Here is a 15,729-nt window from a genome sequence, read left to right on the forward strand (position 1 = left end):
TCAGATCTCGTACGGCTGGACGACGATGAAGTTGCCGGGCGCTGCCCGGAACTGCAGGTTGACGCTCTCCCCGGTGTCGCCGGGGTAGGCGTTGCGCCGCATCCGGACCTGGCTGGAGACGACCACCTGGGCGGCGGGCGACCAGGCGACCACGGCGTTGGCGTCGGCGAACGTCGTGGGCGTCACCGGCAGCACCACGGGTGTGCCGTGCGTCTTGAGGACGATCGTGCCGGTGCCCTGGAACAGCATCGTGAACAGCGCGCCGCCCGGGATGCCATGTCCTTCGATACGGCGGACCTCGTACTGGAGGCTCTCGTCGAAGGCGAGGACGTTCTCGGCGGAGACGCAGATGCCGTCGCCCTGGAGTTCGATGGGGTGCAGCATCGTGGAGTTCTCGGCGAGGAAGACCTGACCCTGGCCGGTACAGCGCATCAGCTGCATCTCCTGGCCGGTCGCGTTGCCGACGACCCGGCCGGCGAAGCCCGCGCCCTTGTAGCTGAAGTCGACCTTGCCCTGGTAGAGCACCATGCTGCCCTGCCGGGCCAGCACGGGGTGCCCGCCGATGCCGAGGTCCACGCGGACGAGCTTCTTGTTCTGCTGCGTCCAGCGCTGGCCGGTGGGCGTCTCCTTGAACTGCTGGAGAGCGCCGGAGACCCCGGCGGCCTGGGGTGCGCCCTGCGGTACGCCCTGGGGCGCGCCGTAGGGGGCCTGCTGGCCCGGGACCTGGCCGTACGGAGGCTGCTGACCGTAGCCCGGGGGCGGGGTCGGCTGGCCGTAGCCGGGCGGCGGGCCCGGCGCCTGGGGCGCCTGCGGGGCCTGGGGCTGGGCGCCGTAGCCGGGCGGCGGGGCGGGCTGGCCGTACGGGGGCTGCTGCGGCTGGCCGTAGGGCGCGGGAGCCGGGGCAGGGGGCGGTACCGGGGCGCCGCCGGGCGGGGTCATGGGCGCGACGATGGTGGGCTGGGCGTGCATGTTCGGCGCGGGTGCCGGGGCCGGGGGCGGAGTCGCCCCGGGCGGAGGCGCATAGCCCTGCGGGGCGGGTGCGGGCGCGGGAGACGGGGCGCCGAACGCGGGCGGCGCGGTGGCCTGGGCCGGCGGGGCGAAGCCCGGGGTGGGGCCGGCCTGCGGCTGCGGCGGGGCCGCGGGGGGCTCCTCCTCCGCCACCTCGCCGCCGAAGTTCTTCAGCAGTGCGTCGAGGCCGCCGTCGAAGCCCTGTCCGACCGCGGCGAACCGCCAGACGTCCTTCAGGTAGAAGTCGCCCAGCATCACGGCCCGCTCTGTGGAGAACTCCGAGCCGTTGAAGGAGTAGCGGGCCACTTCCTCGCCGCCGGCCACGATCCGGAGGTATCCGGGGGCGATCTGCGACATCTGGCCGGCGCCGTCGATCGTCGCCGTGAAGGACAGCTTGTGGATCTGCGCCGGGATCCGGTCGAGGGTGACCCGGAAGGACTCCGAGTCACCCGCCTGGGCGCCCAGAAGCTGGATGGACTCCTCGGGGGACTTCGGCTGGTTGAAGAAGACGAAGTACCGGTCGTCCGAGAGCCGTTCGTCGGCGTCGAGGCCGAAGCAGCTGATGTCGAAGCTCAGTCCGGGGCCGGTGATCTGCACACCTACGTACAGATCCGTGCCCGCGGTGAGGTCACTGACCTTGGCCTTGTGGCCGCGTTGGAATTCCCTGGCCATGCGTAACGACCGTCCCCCATCCAAGTGCGAGTGCGTCGCGCCAGGCTAACGGCAAACTCGGACAGTGGACGAAGTCGGTACAGACCCGGTACACAATCCCCGGCCGGGGGTGTGTCGGTCACTCTCCGCTCGCGCCGGGCACATGCGGCAACCGGTCGGCCGCGACCACGCCTTCGAGATAGCCCCGGGCCCGCTCGGTGCGCGGATACGCCTCCAGGAGCCGCCAGAAACGGGGCCCGTGTCCGGGCACGAGCAGATGTGCGAGCTCATGGACGAGGACGTAGTCGACGACGTATTCGGGCATGCCCTGGAGCCGGTGCGAGAGGCGGATGCTGCCCTCGGAGGGGGTGCACGAGCCCCAGCGGGTGTTCTGGTTGGTGACCCAGCGCACCGAGGCGGGCCGGGCGCGTCCCTCGAAGTACTGGGCGGACAGCCGTGCGGCGCGCTCGGCCAGTTCGGTGTCGCCGAGGACCCGCTTGCTCTCCTGGGCGGCCAGCTTGTCGAGCATGACGCTCACCCAGCGTTGCTCCTCCGCCTCCGACATCCGGGCAGGGATCAGCACGACGGTGCGGTCGCCCTCGCGGTACGCGGAGACCGTCCGGCGTCGTCGGGCGCTCCTGCGCACCTCGATCGCGCTCGCACCCGAGCCGCTGGGCGGCTGGCTCGACGTGCGTCGCTGTGGTGTTCCGGCGCGGTGCAGTGGGTCGGCGGACACGCCCCGACGTTACCCGCTGTGAGGGCTGGAAGTCCCGACTCCGGGACGGTTCGGTCCGGATCCCCCGCCAAGCGTTTGATTTGTACGACGAATACCCACCGCCTGTGGACAACTTTCGGCGGCGCGTCACCGATCCGGGCATGCTGGCATGCGCCGACGGAGCACAACGGACCACCGAGGGGTCTCCGGGCGGCGCACGGGGATGTTCCACGAGGGCTACGGGGGCCTGTCATGCAGTCTTCACAAGATCCGCCGGTTACGGCGATCCCACTGGTTCCGCTGGTGAAGCCCGCGCTGCGGCGCGGCTGGCGCGACCTGAACACCGTGCAGTTCGGGATGACCCCGGCGCACGCGATGACGCTGGGCCCGATGGACACGGCTACAGGCAGTTTCCTCGATCTGCTCAACGGCACCCGCGGTCCGGGGCTGCTGCGCGAGGAGGGGCGGCGCATGGATCTGCCCGACGGCCATGTCGACCGGCTCCTGGAGCGGCTGGCGCGGGCCGGGCTGCTCGACGACGCGCGGGGCGGCGGCCGGGCCGGTGACACCCTGCGAAGGAAGAAGCGGGTCCTCGACCGGCTCCGCCCCGATCTGGCCTCGCTGTCCCTGACGACGTCCGAACCGGGCGAGGGGATCGAGCTGCTGGCCGCCCGCCGCTCGCTGCGCGTGCAGATCAGGGGTGCGGGCCGGGTGGGCGCGGTGCTGGCCTCGCTGCTCGCGGGCGCCGGGGTCGGCGAGGTCGATGTGCGCGATGTCGGCGAGGTCGAGCCGTGGGACGTCGCTCCGGGCGGGCTGCCCGCCGAGGCGATCGGCGAGCGCAGGGACGAGGCCGCCCGGCGCGCGGCACGCCGGTCCGCGCCGGACCGCTCTCCACGCCGGCCGCCCTCCGGGGAGGGCGAGCCCGGGTTCTCCCTGGTGATCCTCGCCCCGAGGGACGACGTCGCGGTGCACGCCCCACCGCCTGCCGACCCACTCGTCGACTCCGGTACGCCCCATCTGTACGCCGGTGTCGTGGAGGCGACCGGTGTCGTCGGCCCTCTCGTCCTGCCGGGGGTGACGGGTTGCGCGGACTGTCTGCACGAGGGGCGTGCCGACCGGGACCCGGTGTGGCCCCGGCTGGTCGCGCAGTGGCGGTCGGGTTCGGGGCGGTCTCGCCAGGTGCGTCCGTGCGACCTGGCGCTGGCCACTACGGTGGCAGGGTTGGCGGCCGCGCACGCCCTTTCCTTCCTCGACGGCCGGACCCCGTCGAGCGCCGGCGCCCGCTGGGAGGTGTCCCTCCCCGCGCTGAACTGGCATGCTCGGCCGGTCTGGGCGCATCCCGCGTGCCGGTGCGGAGCCGCGCAGAAAGGTAAGGAGGAACACACCGTCAAGGACGGGGAGTCGCACGAGACAATGGCGGAGCAAGGGCCGTCGAAGGAATTGCGCCGTAAGGCGGATGCGGCACGGCCTGCTGGGACCTGGAGGGCGCATGTCTGATCTTCCCCGCAAGGCGGTCACCCGTACCGCCAAGCTCGCCGCGCTCCCGCTCGGCTTCGCAGGCCGGGCCACCTGGGGGCTGGGCAAGAGAATCGTCGGGGAGTCCGCGGAGATCGTCGGCCGTGAGCTGCAACAGCGCACGGCGGAGCAGCTGTTCAAGGTGCTCGGCGAGCTCAAGGGCGGTGCGATGAAGTTCGGCCAGGCCCTGTCCGTCTTCGAGTCGGCGCTGCCCGAGGAGGTCGCCGGTCCCTATCGGGCCGCGCTGACGAAACTCCAGGAGGCGGCACCGCCGATGCCGACGCGCACGGTGCACCGGGTGCTGGAGGAGCGGCTCGGGGAGGACTGGCAGGAACTGTTCGTCGAGTTCGAGGACAAGCCCTCCGCCGCGGCGTCGATCGGCCAGGTGCATCATGCCGTGTGGCATGACGGCCGCGAGGTGGCGGTCAAGGTGCAGTACCCGGGAGCCGGCGACGCCCTCCTGTCCGACCTGAACCAATTGAGCCGTTTCGCCCGACTTTTGGGCCCGCTGATCCCCGGCATGGACATCAAGCCGCTCATCGCGGAACTGAGGGACCGGGTCTCCGAGGAACTGGACTACGGCCTGGAGGCCCAGGCCCAGCAGATCCATGCCGAGGAGTTCGCGGACGACCCGGACGTCGTGGTGCCGGCGGTGGTCCACCAGTGCGACCAGATCCTGATCACCGAGTGGATGGGCGGCGTCCCCCTGTCGGAGGTCATCTCGGACGGCACCCAGGAACAGCGCGACCGCGCCGGCCAGTTGCTGGCCCGCTTCCTCTTCTCCGGCCCGGCCCGCACCGGTCTGCTCCACGCCGACCCGCATCCCGGCAACTTCCGCCTCCTGCCCGGTGGCCCCGACGGCGAGGACGACTGGCGCCTGGGCGTCCTGGACTTCGGCACGGTCGACCGCCTCCCGGGCGGCCTGCCCACCCCCATCGGCGACTCCCTGCGCATGACCCTCGACGGCGAGGCGGAAGCGGTCTACGAACTGCTGTGTCTGGAGGGCTTCGTCAAGGAGTCCATAGAACTGGAACCCGACGCCGTCCTCGACTATCTCCGGCCGATCATCGAACCGGCCCTGCTCGACGAGTTCACCTTCACCCGCGGCTGGATGCGCAGCCAGGCGGCCCGCATCGCCGACATCCGCTCCCCCGCCTACCAGCTGGGCAAGCAGCTCAACCTCCCCCCGGCCTACCTCCTCATCCACCGCGTGACCCTGAGCACGATCGGCGTCCTGTGCCAACTGGGCGCGACGGTACGGCTGCGGGAGGAACTGGAGGAATGGCTGCCGGGGTTCGTGCTGGAAGAGGAGACCGAGGAGTCGGCGGCGGAAGCGTGAGCCGCTGGTGAACCGGGGCGGCGGCAAGGCGTCAGCGAGGCCCTACCACCAAGCGGAGTCCAAACGCCCCTCGATCGCCCTGAGGTTGTCCCTCGAGCAGGTGTCGCAGAAGTACTGACGGACGCCGTTCTCCACGGAGCAGATCCAGGTGGGCCGCGGGCCGTCGGCGGTGGTGCCGCAGCGGGCGCACACCAGAGGCCGGGGCTCCGAGGCGGAGCCGCTGTCTTCGCTGCCTCCCGGAAGACTCGTCACGCGGCGACGATATCGCCGCGGCCGGCGGATCGGCGCGCGCAACGCACCGCGGGGGCCGGTCCGTTCGCACGGACCGGCCCCCGCGGGGAGCTTTCGCCTCCCGGAGTCCGGAAGGCCACTGCTTCAGGTGGCTTCGCCTACTGCATGACCGCGATGGCCAGCGCACGGCGGGCGCGCATCGAGGCGCGCTCGGCCCGGCGCTGCATGCGGCGCGCGGCCGCCAGGCTCACGGCCCGGCGTTCCTGCTCCGCCTGGTGCAGTCGCTCGTGCATATGCGCACGAGCGAGGGCTTCTGGTTGAAGTTGCATCTCTCGGGTCCTGTTCTGGCGCAAGTCGCTCGCGCCGACGGTGGTGAAGTCTGGAATCGCGGAGCCTGCGGGCTCGGTGGTGGACGGCTTCATCGGGGCCTGCTTCTTGGGGTCGAGCGTGAGGGGGCGGTCGATCGTTCCTGCGATGGTGTTCATGCCGTGACCGGGTTCTTGCGCGGGCGGCCACGCGGCCGCTTCCGGGCGACGACGACACCCTGGACGAACAGCTCGCCACCCCAGACACCCCAGGGCTCACGCCGCTCCTTGGCGCCGGCGAGGCAGGCCTCCATCAGCGGGCAGGTGCGGCAGAGGGACTTGGCGTACTCGACGTCGGCCGGCGACTCGGCGAAGAAGACCTCCGGGTCGTACGAACGGCAGGGGACGGGTACACCGAGGCTCTCGATGGCGTCGTCGAGCGCGGTGAGCGCGGTGAGCGGGATCAAGGTGGAGTCCTCCGTGAGGCCGGGCGGGGGGATCGTTTCGGAAGGCGGTACGGACGGGGCGTGCGCTTCGAGTTGCACGGTTCGTTTTCCTCGTCTGGTCGGCCCGGCCCTGTTGGGCCGGTGGTCGGCTTGGTACCGGGTTCTTTTCTTGTCCCGAGGCCCCTTCGCTCCGTCATCCCCGTTCGAGGACAAACAGAAGGGCCGCGGATCCCGGATGGGGTTCCGCGGCCCTGAAGGCGCCGGCCTGATCACATCAGGCTGGATCACTCCAGGGTTCTGGCCCACGGAAGGCCCACATCAGGTGGTGCTGCGTCGCCTGCTTCCGGCTTCCGGCACCGGCTGCCGTAAAGGCATAGGCATGCGCCTGTCCCTCTACTGCTTCCAGTGCCTTAGTCGGTCGCTCATTGCGCTCACGAACGGGAAGACCGGCGCGAGACACGGAGGCTGCCGGGCCGGCGACACGAATGCCGGACAGACCGGTGCCCTGGTTCGAGACAGCGAGCATGCACAGGGAGGCGACGACCGAGCGATCGGTCATTTTCGCGGTGAAGCTGGCGTTGATGCTGGTCACTGGGCTCGCCTCCTCTCGGCGTCTCGGGGGACTGGGATGAACCAGTCCTGCGGGTATGTAAGTAGAGCACGGAATCAGGGCCTCCGAGAAGGCCTCCGTTCCCGTGGAAAGAACCTATGGGGATTGCTGGGGCATGCGCAAACTATTTTTTCGACGAGTTCGGATCAGTTCCCCGCTTCTTCCGCCCCGGGCTCCTGGCCTGCGCAGATCGCCAGCACATCGGCTCCGAAACGGTTGAACTTGCGGACGCCGACCCCCGGGATCCGCGCGAGCTCGCCCTCGTCGTCGGGGACGGCCTCGGCGATCGCCATCAGTGTCTTGTCGGTGAAGACGCAGAACGCGGGCTGTCCGCTGCGCCGCGCCTGCTCCGCCCGCCACTCGCGCAACCGCTCGTAGAGGCCCTCGTCCATGTCGGAGGGACAGTCCTCGCACCGCATCAGTTTCATCTCACCGGCGTCGGTGAGAGTGCGGCCGCAGACCCGGCAGCGGGCCGGGGTGCGCTGGGTCCGCCGGGGCACGGCACCGGCCGGACCGCTCGTGAAGCCGCGCTCCACGCCGCCTGGGCCGCCGGTGGCGGCGCGCGCGGCGGCGCCGGTCGAACCGGGGCGCAGCCCGTCGAGGAAGCGGCTGGGGCGGCGACTGGGGCGTCCGCCGGGCGAGCGGGACAGTGCCCAGGAGACATGGAGGTGCTCCCGGGCGCGGGTGACGCCGACATAGAGGAGGCGGCGCTCCTCCTCGATCTGCTCGTCGGTCTTTGCGTAGGTGATCGGCATCATGCCCTCGGCGACCCCGACCAGGAAGACGACGTCCCACTCCAGGCCCTTGGCCGAGTGCAGGGAGGCGAGGGTGACGCCCTGGACGGTCGGGGCGTGCTGGGCGCCCGCCCGCTCGTCCAGTTCGGCGACGAGGTCGGCGAGGCTGGCACCGGATCTTGCCGCGGCGAAGTCCTGCGCCAGGTTCACCAGGGCGGCCAGCGACTCCCAGCGCTCCCTGACCGCGCCGGATCCTGCCGGGGGTTGAGTGGTCCAGCCTTCTCCGGAGAGCACGGCCCGCACCTGGGAGGGCAGGTCGGGGGCGTCGTCCAGGAGGGCGTCGTTGCCGCCGAAGCGGGAGGCGGCGCGCAGCGCGATGCCGGCCTTGCGCACCTCAGGGCGGTCGAAGAACCGTTCGGCGCCGCGCAGCTGATACGGGACGCCCGCGTCGGCGAGGGCCTGTTCGTACGTCTCGGACTGGGCGTTCGTACGGAACAGGACGGCGATCTCGGCGGCCGGGACACCGGCGGCCATCAGTTCGCGGATGCGGCGGGCGGCGCCCTCGGCCTCGGCGGGCTCGTCGGTGTACTCGGTGTAGACGGGCTCGGGGCCGGAGGCGCGCTGTGAGACCAGCTCCAGGCGGTGATCGGCGGCACGGCCGCTGGCCTGGGCGAGCAGGCCGTTGGCGAGATGGACGACCTGGGGGGTGGAGCGGTAGTCGCGGACCAGCTTGACGACGGTGGCACCGGGGTGGCGGGTGCGGAAGTCGAGCAGGTGGTCGGGAGTTGCTCCCGTGAACGAGTAGATCGTCTGGCTGGCGTCGCCGACCACGCAGAGGTCGTCCCGGTCGCCGAGCCACAGCTCCAGCAGGCGCTGCTGGAGGGGGCTGACGTCCTGGTACTCGTCGACGACGAAGTGCTGGTACTGGGCGCGGACCTGGTCGGCGATGTCGTGCCGGTCCTGGAGGACGGCCACCGTCAGCAGCAGGACGTCCTCGAAGTCGATGACGCCGCGCTCGCGCTTGAGGTCCTCGTAGGCGGCGTAGAGCTGGGCGACCTCGGCGGGGTTGCGGGGGACGTCCCGGCCCGCCTTCGCGGCCGCGAGGGCGTAGTCGCCGGGGACGGTCTGGGTGACCTTGGACCACTCGATCTCGGCGGTGACGTCCCGCAGCTCACCTCGGTCGAGGCGGATACGGCAGGCGGCGGCCGCGTCGACGACGAGCTGGATCTTGCGGTCGACGAGCCGGGGCATGGAACCGCCGACCGCTTTCGGCCAGAAGTACTGGAGCTGGCGCAGGGCGGCCGAGTGGAAGGTGCGGGCCTGGACCCCGGCGGCACCGAGCTGGCGGAGCCGGCCGCGCATCTCACCGGCGGCGCGGTTGGTGAAGGTGACGGCCAGCACGCTGGAGGGCTGCAGGATGCCGGCGCGCACTCCGTAGGCGATGCGGTGGGTGATCGCCCGTGTCTTGCCCGTACCGGCGCCGGCCAGCACGCACACCGGCCCGTGCAGCGCCAGGGCCACTTCGCGCTGCTCGGGATCGAGCCCTTCGAGCACCGCGTCGGCCGTGTCCGGGACCTGCGGGAAAAGGGTGGAGTGCGTTGCTGCTGTCACATCGCCATGCTGCCAGGTCGGCGGGGACGGCTGTGCCGGTTGTCCACAGGCAGGGGCTCGCAGTCGTACTAATGCGGCAGGCGTCACCCGGCCGGGCAGCGCGGTCGGGAATGGCGCTCCGGTCGCTTACGTTCACCTGTGTGGACCACCTCGTCCCCGAGCCACCAGAGGAGCGCGCGAGACATGCAGGGCACTGTGACGATGTACAGCACCACGTGGTGCGGCTACTGCCAGCGGCTGAAGAAGCAGATGGACCGCGAGGGCATCGCGTACACCGAGATCAACATCGAGCAGGACCCGGCGTCCGCGGCGTTCGTCGAGAAGGCGAATGGCGGAAACCAGACGGTCCCGACCGTGCTGTTCGCCGACGGTTCGACGCTGACGAACCCGTCGCTGGCCCAGGTGAAGCAGAAGATCGCCGCGTAAGCGACGCATGTTCACGCGAGTGGGGCGGCTCCCGATCGGGAGCCGCCCCACTGCGTTGTCAGACGCCGCGCGTCGGCAGCGGCTTTCCGTACCAGAGCTCGATCAGGCGGGCCGCGATCGAGATGCCGTAGGGCGGCAGGACCTCGCCGGAGTCGAAGGCGGCGCCCAGTTCGTCGCGGGAGAACCAGCGGGCCTCGCCGATCTCGTCACCGTCGACGTTGATCTCGGTGGAGGTGGCGCGGGCCAGGAAGCCGAGCATGAGGCTGGACGGGAACGGCCAGGGCTGGCTGGCGATGTATTCGACCTGGCCGACAGTGATGCCGGCCTCCTCGAAGACCTCGCGGCGCACGGCCTGCTCGATGGACTCGCCCGGCTCGACGAAGCCGGCCAGCGTCGAGAAGCGGCCCTCGGGCCAGTGGACCTGGCGGCCCAGCAGGATGCGGTCGTCCTCGTCGGTGACGGCCATGATCACGGCGGGGTCGGTGCGCGGGTAGTGCTCGGCGCCACAGGCCTGGCAGCGGCGGATGTGGCCGGCCGCCGCGATGACCGTGCGCTCGCCGCAGCGGGAGCAGAAGCGGTGGGTGCGCTGCCAGTTCTCCAGACCGACCGCGTGCACCATCAGGCCCGCCTCGCGCGGTGACAGCAGCAGGCCCGCCTCGCGCAGACCCGCCGGGCGCGCGGACTGGTCGATGCGGCCGGGCAGGGCGTCCTTCTGGAGGGCGAAGTAGCTGACGCCCTCCTCGTCGATGCCGAGGAAGTAGCGGTGTGCCTCGGTGAGCGGCGCCTCGAAGGCGGGCGTCATGAGGAGTTCGGTACGGCCGTCGGCCGTCTCGTCGACGAGGATCTGGCCGCCGGACACCACGAAGCAGCGGGTCGTGGGGTGGCTCCACGCCGCGGCGAGCCAGGCCTCGTCGAGCCGGTGGTGGGCGGCCCGGTCGATGCCGCTGGGGGCGGTGAGCGAGATGGGTCGATCGGCGGTGTGGTCGGTCCAGGTGGTCACGGGTACTTCCAACTCCCCCGGTGGAACGGATTGTTTCGGCGGGCGGTGCGGCGGGACGTACGGCGGGAGGCGACCGCGTCCGGTGTTCGGCGGTACGGGACAGCTCTTCCAGTCTGCCCCGTGCTCCATGCCGGTCCGGGCGCCTCGGGGTGATCAGGGCGCATGCCGCCAGTGCTCGGCGAGGTCTCCCCACAGGTACGCGGTGGTCTCGACGCCTTTGAGGAGCAGGTCGAGTTCGACCTTCTCGTTCGGCGCGTGCCAGCCGTCGGAGGGGACGGAGATACCGAGGAAGAGCACGGGGGCGCCGAGGACTTCCTGGAGGTCGGCGGCCGGCCCGGAGCCGCCCTCGCGGGTGAAGCGGACGGGCTTGTCGAAGGCGCGGCCCATGGCGCGGACGACGGACTGCAGGGCCGGGTGGTCCAGCGGGGTCAGACACGGGCGGGTGGCCGCGCCGAACGTGATCTCGCAGCGGATCCCGGCGGGCACCTGCTCGGCCGCCCACGCGCGGACGGCCTTCTCGATGTGATCGGGGTCCTGTCCGGCGACGAGGCGGAAGGACAGCTTCACCATCGCGGAGGACGGGATGATCGTCTTGCTGCCGGGGCCCTGGTAGCCGCCGCCGATGCCGTTGACCTCGGCGGTGGGGCGGGCCCAGACGCGCTCCAGGGTGGTGTGGCCGGCTTCGCCCCGCGTGGCGTACGACTTGGCCGTGCGCAGCCATTGCCGCTCGTCGAAGGGCAGCTCGGCGAAGAGTTCGCGCTCGCGGTCGGTCAGTTCGACGATGCCGTCGTAGAAGCCGGGGACGGCCACGCGTGCGTCGTCGTCGTGCAGGGCGGCGACCAGGCGGGCGGCGGCGGTCGCCGGGTTGGGCACGGCGCCGCCGAAGGAGCCGGAGTGGATGTCCTGGGCGGGACCGTGGAGCCGGATCTCGCACTCGGCGAGACCGCGCATGCCGGTGCAGACGGTCGGGGTGTCCTCGGCCCACATGCCGGTGTCGGAGACGATCACGGCGTCGGCGGCGAGTCGCTCCGCGCGCTCCTCGACGAGGGCTCGGAAGTGCGGCGAGCCGGACTCCTCCTCGCCCTCGATCAGCAGCTTGAGGTGCACGGCGGGCGTGCTGCGGCCGGTCGCGGCGAGGTGGGCGCGGACGCCGAGTGTGTGGAAGAACACCTGGCCCTTGTCGTCGGCCGCCCCGCGCGCGTAGAGCCGATTGTCGCGGACCACGGGTTCGAAGGGGTCGCTGTCCCAGCCGTCCTCCAGGGCAGCGGGCTGCACGTCGTGGTGGCCGTAGACGAGGACCGTGGGCGCGCCGGGGACGTCGGAGGGCCACTCCGCGAAGACGGCGGGGGCGCCGGGTGTCTCCCAGACCTCGGTGGTCGGGAAGCCGGTCTCCTGGAGTCGGGCGGCGAGCCAGTCGGCGCTGCGGCGTACGTCGGGCGCGTGGTCGGGCTGGGCCGACACGGAGGGGATGCGCAGCCACTCGGCGAGGTCGCCGAGGAAAGCGGTGCGGTGCTGCTCGATGTACGTACGGACGGCGCTGACGGCACTGTCAACGGGGTGGCTCATGGTCACGAGCCTATCGGCCCGCACCGACATCCTCGGTGGGCGGTTCCTCACACTCTGCCTGCGTGGAAGGGTCCTCCAGCAGCAGCCGCTCCAGCGCGCTCCGGTCCGCGAGGTCGTCCGGCCGGTCGATCTCACCGCTGCGGACGTACAGGAAAGCGGCCGTGACCGACTCCAGCGGCACCCCCTGCTGCTCGGCCCAGGCGAGGCGGTACAGCGCGAGCTGAAGCGGGTCGGCGGTGCGGTCCCGGTTGGTCTTCCAGTCGACGATCTCGTACGTCGCCGTCTCGCCGTCGCCTTCCTTGTAGACCGCGTCGATACGGCCCCGCACCACGCGGCCGGCGATGGCCAGCTGGAAGGGGGCCTCCACCCGGTAGGGCGTGCGGTGGGCGAACTCGGTGCGCTCGAAGGCGTCCTTGAGGCCTTCCAGGTCGCGTTCGTCGGCGATCTCGGCCTCGCTGCCGGGCAGCTCCTCCGGCTCCAGCATGGGCAGCGTCAGCGCTTCGAAGCGAGCCTCCACCCATGCGTGGAAACGGGTGCCTCGGCGTGCGGCGGGTTGTGGGGGGCGCGGCATGGGGCGCGCGAGTTCCTGCGCGAAACCGTCCGGGTCGGCTGCCAGGCGCAGCAGCTGGGAAGCGGTGAGCGAGGCGGGCAGGGGTACGTCGGTGACGGCCTCCCGCGCGCGGAGGAGCTCCCCGGTAAGGGCATCAAGGTCGCGGTCCCAGGAGGCGAGGGTGCGGGCCTCCTCCGGGGTGAGGCGGGGGCGTGCCGGCTCGGTGCCCGGGTCGGGTTCCACCGGGTGGGCACGCGCGTGCGCGGTCGCGCCGGTGTCGGGTGCCGTCGCCTGGTGCGGGACTGTCGGGCGGTCCGTCGTCCAGGTGTCCCAGTCGGCCGAGTCGGCGGATTCGGCTGCGTCGTCGGGGAAGACCTCGTCCTCGTAGGGAGGCTCGTCGTCCTCCGGTGGCGGCCAGTCCGGGTCGCTGTACGTCTCCGGGTCGTGCTCGGCGGCCGGGTGGCCGTCCGTGTGGGTGGCGAGGCGCTCCAGGTGGGCCAGGACCGTCTCGGCTGCGGCGCGGCGGCGGGTCAGGGCCATGTCGTCGAGGGGCAGGGGCCAGACCTGGTCGACGGTGGCCGCGTGGAGGGCCGGATTCTGCTCGTCCTCGGCGGGCTCGTCCGCCCACGCCTCGATCTCGCCGTGGCCGGCCTCGCAGTGCGCGTACAGGGCCTGGAGGAAGTCGGACGGGCCGCGGGGCTTCTTCTGGGCGGGGCCCCACCAGTGGCCGGAGCCGAGGAGGAGGGAGCGGGGGCGGGTGAAGGTGACGTAGCCGAGGCGGAGTTCCTCGGTGTGCTGGTGCTCCTTCATGGCCTCCTGGAAGGCCTTCAGACCGCGGGAGTCCCACGCCTCCACATCGGGCAGGGTGTCGGCGTCGCCGCGCAGGTCGTGCGGCAGCACCTTGCCCTGGGCGGTCCACTTCTCGCGGCCCTGGGTGCTGGGGAAGGTGCCGGTGACCAGGCCGGGCACGGCGACGACGTCCCACTCCAGGCCCTTGGACTTGTGCGCGGTGAGCACCTTGACCGTGTTCTCGCCGCCGGGCAGGGCGTTGTCGAGGCCCTTCTCGTACTGGGCGGCGGTGCGCAGGAAGCCGAGGAAGGCCAGCAGGGTCGCCTCGCCGTCCCCGGCGGCGAACGAGGCGGCGATGTCCAGGAAGTTGGACAGGGTCTCGCGGCGGCGGGCGGCCAGGGCGTGCGGGGACGCCGACAGTTCCACCTCCAGGCCGGTGACGGCGAGGACACGGTGCAGGACGTCCATGAGCGGGTCGGCCAGGGAGCGGCGCAGGTCGCGCAGTTCGGTGGCCAGGCGGGCGAACCGCACGCGCGCGTCCGGCGAGAAGGGCAGCCCGTCGTCGTCCCCGCCGCCGTCGAACGGCGTCTCCAGGAACGTGTCCAGGGCGTCCGCGAGCGATATCACCTCGGACGGGTCGACCCCCTCGACGGCCTCGGCGAGCCGGCGGTCCGGGTCGTCGTCGCCGTCCACGCGTGCGTGGGTCACGAGGCGCCGGGCGCGGCGCCCCAGGAGGGCGAGGTCGCGCGGTCCGATGCGCCAGCGAGGGCCGGTCAGCAGACGGACCAGGGAGGCGTTGGCTCCGGGGTCCTGGAGGACCTCGCAGACGGCGACCAGGTCGGCGACCTCGGGCAGGTGCAGCAGGCCGGAGAGGCCGACCACCTCGACCGGGACGTCCCGGGCGACCAACGCGGCCTGGATCTCGGCGAAGTCGGTCGCCGTGCGGCACAGGACGGCGATCTCGCCGGGCGCCTTGCCCGTGTTCACCAGATGCGCGATCGAGTCGGCGATCCAGTCGATCTCCTCGGCGTGGGTGCGCAGCAGGGCGCAGCGCACCATGCCGTCGCGTTCGGCACCGGGGGCCGGGCGGAGGGCCTCCACGCCCGCGTGCATGGCGCGCAGGGGCTCGGCGAGGCCGTTGGCGAGGTCGAGGAGGCGGCCGCCGCTGCGGCGGTTCTCGCTGAGCGACTGACGGGTGGCCAGGTGGCCGTCGGCGTGGGCGAAGTGCTCGGGAAAGTCGTCGAGGTTGGCGACGGAGGCGCCGCGCCAGCCGTAGATCGCCTGGCAGGGGTCGCCGACCGCGGTCACCGGGTGGCCGGTGTCGGCGCCGAAGAGACCCGCCAGGAGGACGCGCTGGGCGACGGAGGTGTCCTGGTACTCGTCGAGCAGCACCACCCGGAACTCGTCGCGCAGGATGCGCCCCACCTCGGCGATCTGGGCGAGCTCGGCGGACAGGGCGATCTGGTCGCCGAAGTCGAGCAGGTCGCGCTCGCGCTTGGCCGCGCGGTAGCGGACCACCAGCTCGGCCAGTTCGCGGCGCGCGGCGGCCGCCTCGGGGACCTTGCGCAGGTCGGCGTTGGTGAGTTTGGCGCGCTCGAGGGAGAGCAGCAGCTCGGCGTCGTACGCGCGCAGCGCTTCCGGCCGTACGAGGTGTTCGGCGAGCTCGGCGTCGAGGGTGAGGAGGTCGCCGACCAGGTCCGGGAAGGAGCGGGTCAGGGCCGGGTAGGGGCCCGGGGCTTCGCGCAGCACGCGCGCGGCGAGCTGGTAGCGGGTGGCGTCGGCGAGGAGGCGGGAGGTGGGCTCCAGGCCGATGCGCAGACCGTGGTCGGTCAGCAGGCGGCCCGCGAAGGCGTGGTACGTCGAGATGACGGGCTCGCCGGGCGGATTGTCCGGGTCGATGACGTCGGGGTCGGTGACGCCCGCCTTGATGAGCGCCTTGCGGACGCGCTCGGCGAGTTCGCCGGCGGCCTTGTTGGTGAAGGTGAGGCCGAGTACCTGCTCGGGGGCGACCTGGCCGGTGCCGACCAGCCAGACCACGCGGGCCGCCATCACCGTCGTCTTGCCCGACCCGGCACCGGCCACGATCACCTGCGGTGCGGGCGGCGCGATGATGCAGGCCGTCTGCTCCGGGGTGAACGGGATGCCGAGGAGCTCCTTGAGCTGATCGGGATCGGTGATGCGGGCGGCCATGTCGGAGAGGCTAGCGGCGCCCACTGACAGTCGAGGACGAATC

13 protein-coding genes are annotated in these 15,729 nt (G+C 71.9%); 3 read left to right on the plus strand and 10 right to left on the minus strand.

From position 1 onward, the window contains the following. Together QF037_RS16960 and QF037_RS16965 are read right to left on the minus strand one after the other, a co-directional pair. Entirely contained in the window at window positions 1-1,680 is a 1,680-nt protein-coding gene (locus QF037_RS16960; RefSeq protein WP_307026116.1) for a TerD family protein, read from the minus strand. A 118-nt stretch (window positions 1,681-1,798) separates the two neighbouring features. Then, the gene (locus tag QF037_RS16965) at window positions 1,799-2,395 is read right to left on the minus strand and encodes a M48 metallopeptidase family protein (protein WP_307026118.1); all 597 of its coding nucleotides are present in this window, start codon (window positions 2,393-2,395) and stop codon (window positions 1,799-1,801) included. A 270-nt stretch (window positions 2,396-2,665) separates the two neighbouring features. Here QF037_RS16965 and QF037_RS16970 point away from each other — a divergent pair, with 270 nt between their 5' ends. Both QF037_RS16970 and QF037_RS16975 read left to right on the plus strand, forming a co-directional pair. Beyond that, window positions 2,666-3,871, plus strand: coding sequence for a TOMM precursor leader peptide-binding protein (locus QF037_RS16970; protein ID WP_307037203.1), 1,206 nt, complete (start codon window positions 2,666-2,668; stop codon window positions 3,869-3,871). Further along, window positions 3,864-5,228 (plus strand): ABC1 kinase family protein, encoded by a 1,365-nt coding sequence (locus QF037_RS16975; protein WP_307026120.1) that lies wholly within the window; start codon window positions 3,864-3,866, stop codon window positions 5,226-5,228. The genes QF037_RS16970 and QF037_RS16975 overlap by 8 nt, the downstream gene beginning before the upstream one ends. Before the next feature lie 42 nt (window positions 5,229-5,270). Here QF037_RS16975 and QF037_RS16980 read toward each other — a convergent pair whose 3' ends face one another. From QF037_RS16980 to QF037_RS17000, 5 genes are all read right to left on the minus strand, one after another. Further along, window positions 5,271-5,480 carry a hypothetical protein gene (locus QF037_RS16980; protein WP_307026122.1) on the minus strand — a complete coding sequence of 70 codons (210 nt, stop codon included), beginning with the start codon at window positions 5,478-5,480 and terminating at the stop codon, window positions 5,271-5,273. 137 nt (window positions 5,481-5,617) lie between these two features. Further along, the gene (locus QF037_RS16985; protein WP_307026124.1) at window positions 5,618-5,944 is read right to left on the minus strand and encodes a hypothetical protein; all 327 of its coding nucleotides are present in this window, start codon (window positions 5,942-5,944) and stop codon (window positions 5,618-5,620) included. After that, window positions 5,941-6,309 (minus strand): WhiB family transcriptional regulator, encoded by a 369-nt coding sequence (locus QF037_RS16990; protein ID WP_171145190.1) that lies wholly within the window; start codon window positions 6,307-6,309, stop codon window positions 5,941-5,943. The genes QF037_RS16985 and QF037_RS16990 overlap by 4 nt, the downstream gene beginning before the upstream one ends. 175 nt (window positions 6,310-6,484) lie before the next feature. Further along, entirely contained in the window at window positions 6,485-6,769 is a 285-nt protein-coding gene (locus QF037_RS16995; RefSeq protein ID WP_095046840.1) for a hypothetical protein, read from the minus strand. 197 nt (window positions 6,770-6,966) lie between these two features. Next, window positions 6,967-9,165, minus strand: coding sequence for an ATP-dependent DNA helicase UvrD2 (locus QF037_RS17000; protein ID WP_307026127.1), 2,199 nt, complete (start codon window positions 9,163-9,165; stop codon window positions 6,967-6,969). Between the two features lie 183 nt (window positions 9,166-9,348). On the opposite strand from QF037_RS17000, the gene QF037_RS17005 reads away from it, so the two are divergent. Continuing rightward, window positions 9,349-9,591, plus strand: a complete 243-nt coding sequence (locus QF037_RS17005; protein WP_307026129.1) for a mycoredoxin — start codon at window positions 9,349-9,351, stop codon at window positions 9,589-9,591. Between the two features lie 58 nt (window positions 9,592-9,649). Here the strand turns inward: QF037_RS17005 and nudC are convergent, their stop codons facing one another. The 3 genes from nudC to QF037_RS17020 all read right to left on the minus strand — a co-directional run bounded on the left by nudC (window position 9,650) and on the right by QF037_RS17020 (window position 15,686). Next, window positions 9,650-10,591 carry an NAD(+) diphosphatase gene (nudC, locus tag QF037_RS17010; protein WP_307026132.1) on the minus strand — a complete coding sequence of 314 codons (942 nt, stop codon included), beginning with the start codon at window positions 10,589-10,591 and terminating at the stop codon, window positions 9,650-9,652. Between the two features lie 153 nt (window positions 10,592-10,744). Beyond that, window positions 10,745-12,157 (minus strand): dipeptidase, encoded by a 1,413-nt coding sequence (locus QF037_RS17015; protein ID WP_307026135.1) that lies wholly within the window; start codon window positions 12,155-12,157, stop codon window positions 10,745-10,747. Window positions 12,158-12,167: 10 nt separating this feature from the next. Then, window positions 12,168-15,686 carry an ATP-dependent DNA helicase gene (locus QF037_RS17020; protein WP_307026137.1) on the minus strand — a complete coding sequence of 1,173 codons (3,519 nt, stop codon included), beginning with the start codon at window positions 15,684-15,686 and terminating at the stop codon, window positions 12,168-12,170. Window positions 15,687-15,729 lie beyond the last annotated feature (43 nt).

It is taken from the genome of Streptomyces canus, from assembly GCF_030815415.1.
GTDB classification, from domain to species: domain Bacteria; phylum Actinomycetota; class Actinomycetes; order Streptomycetales; family Streptomycetaceae; genus Streptomyces; species Streptomyces canus_F.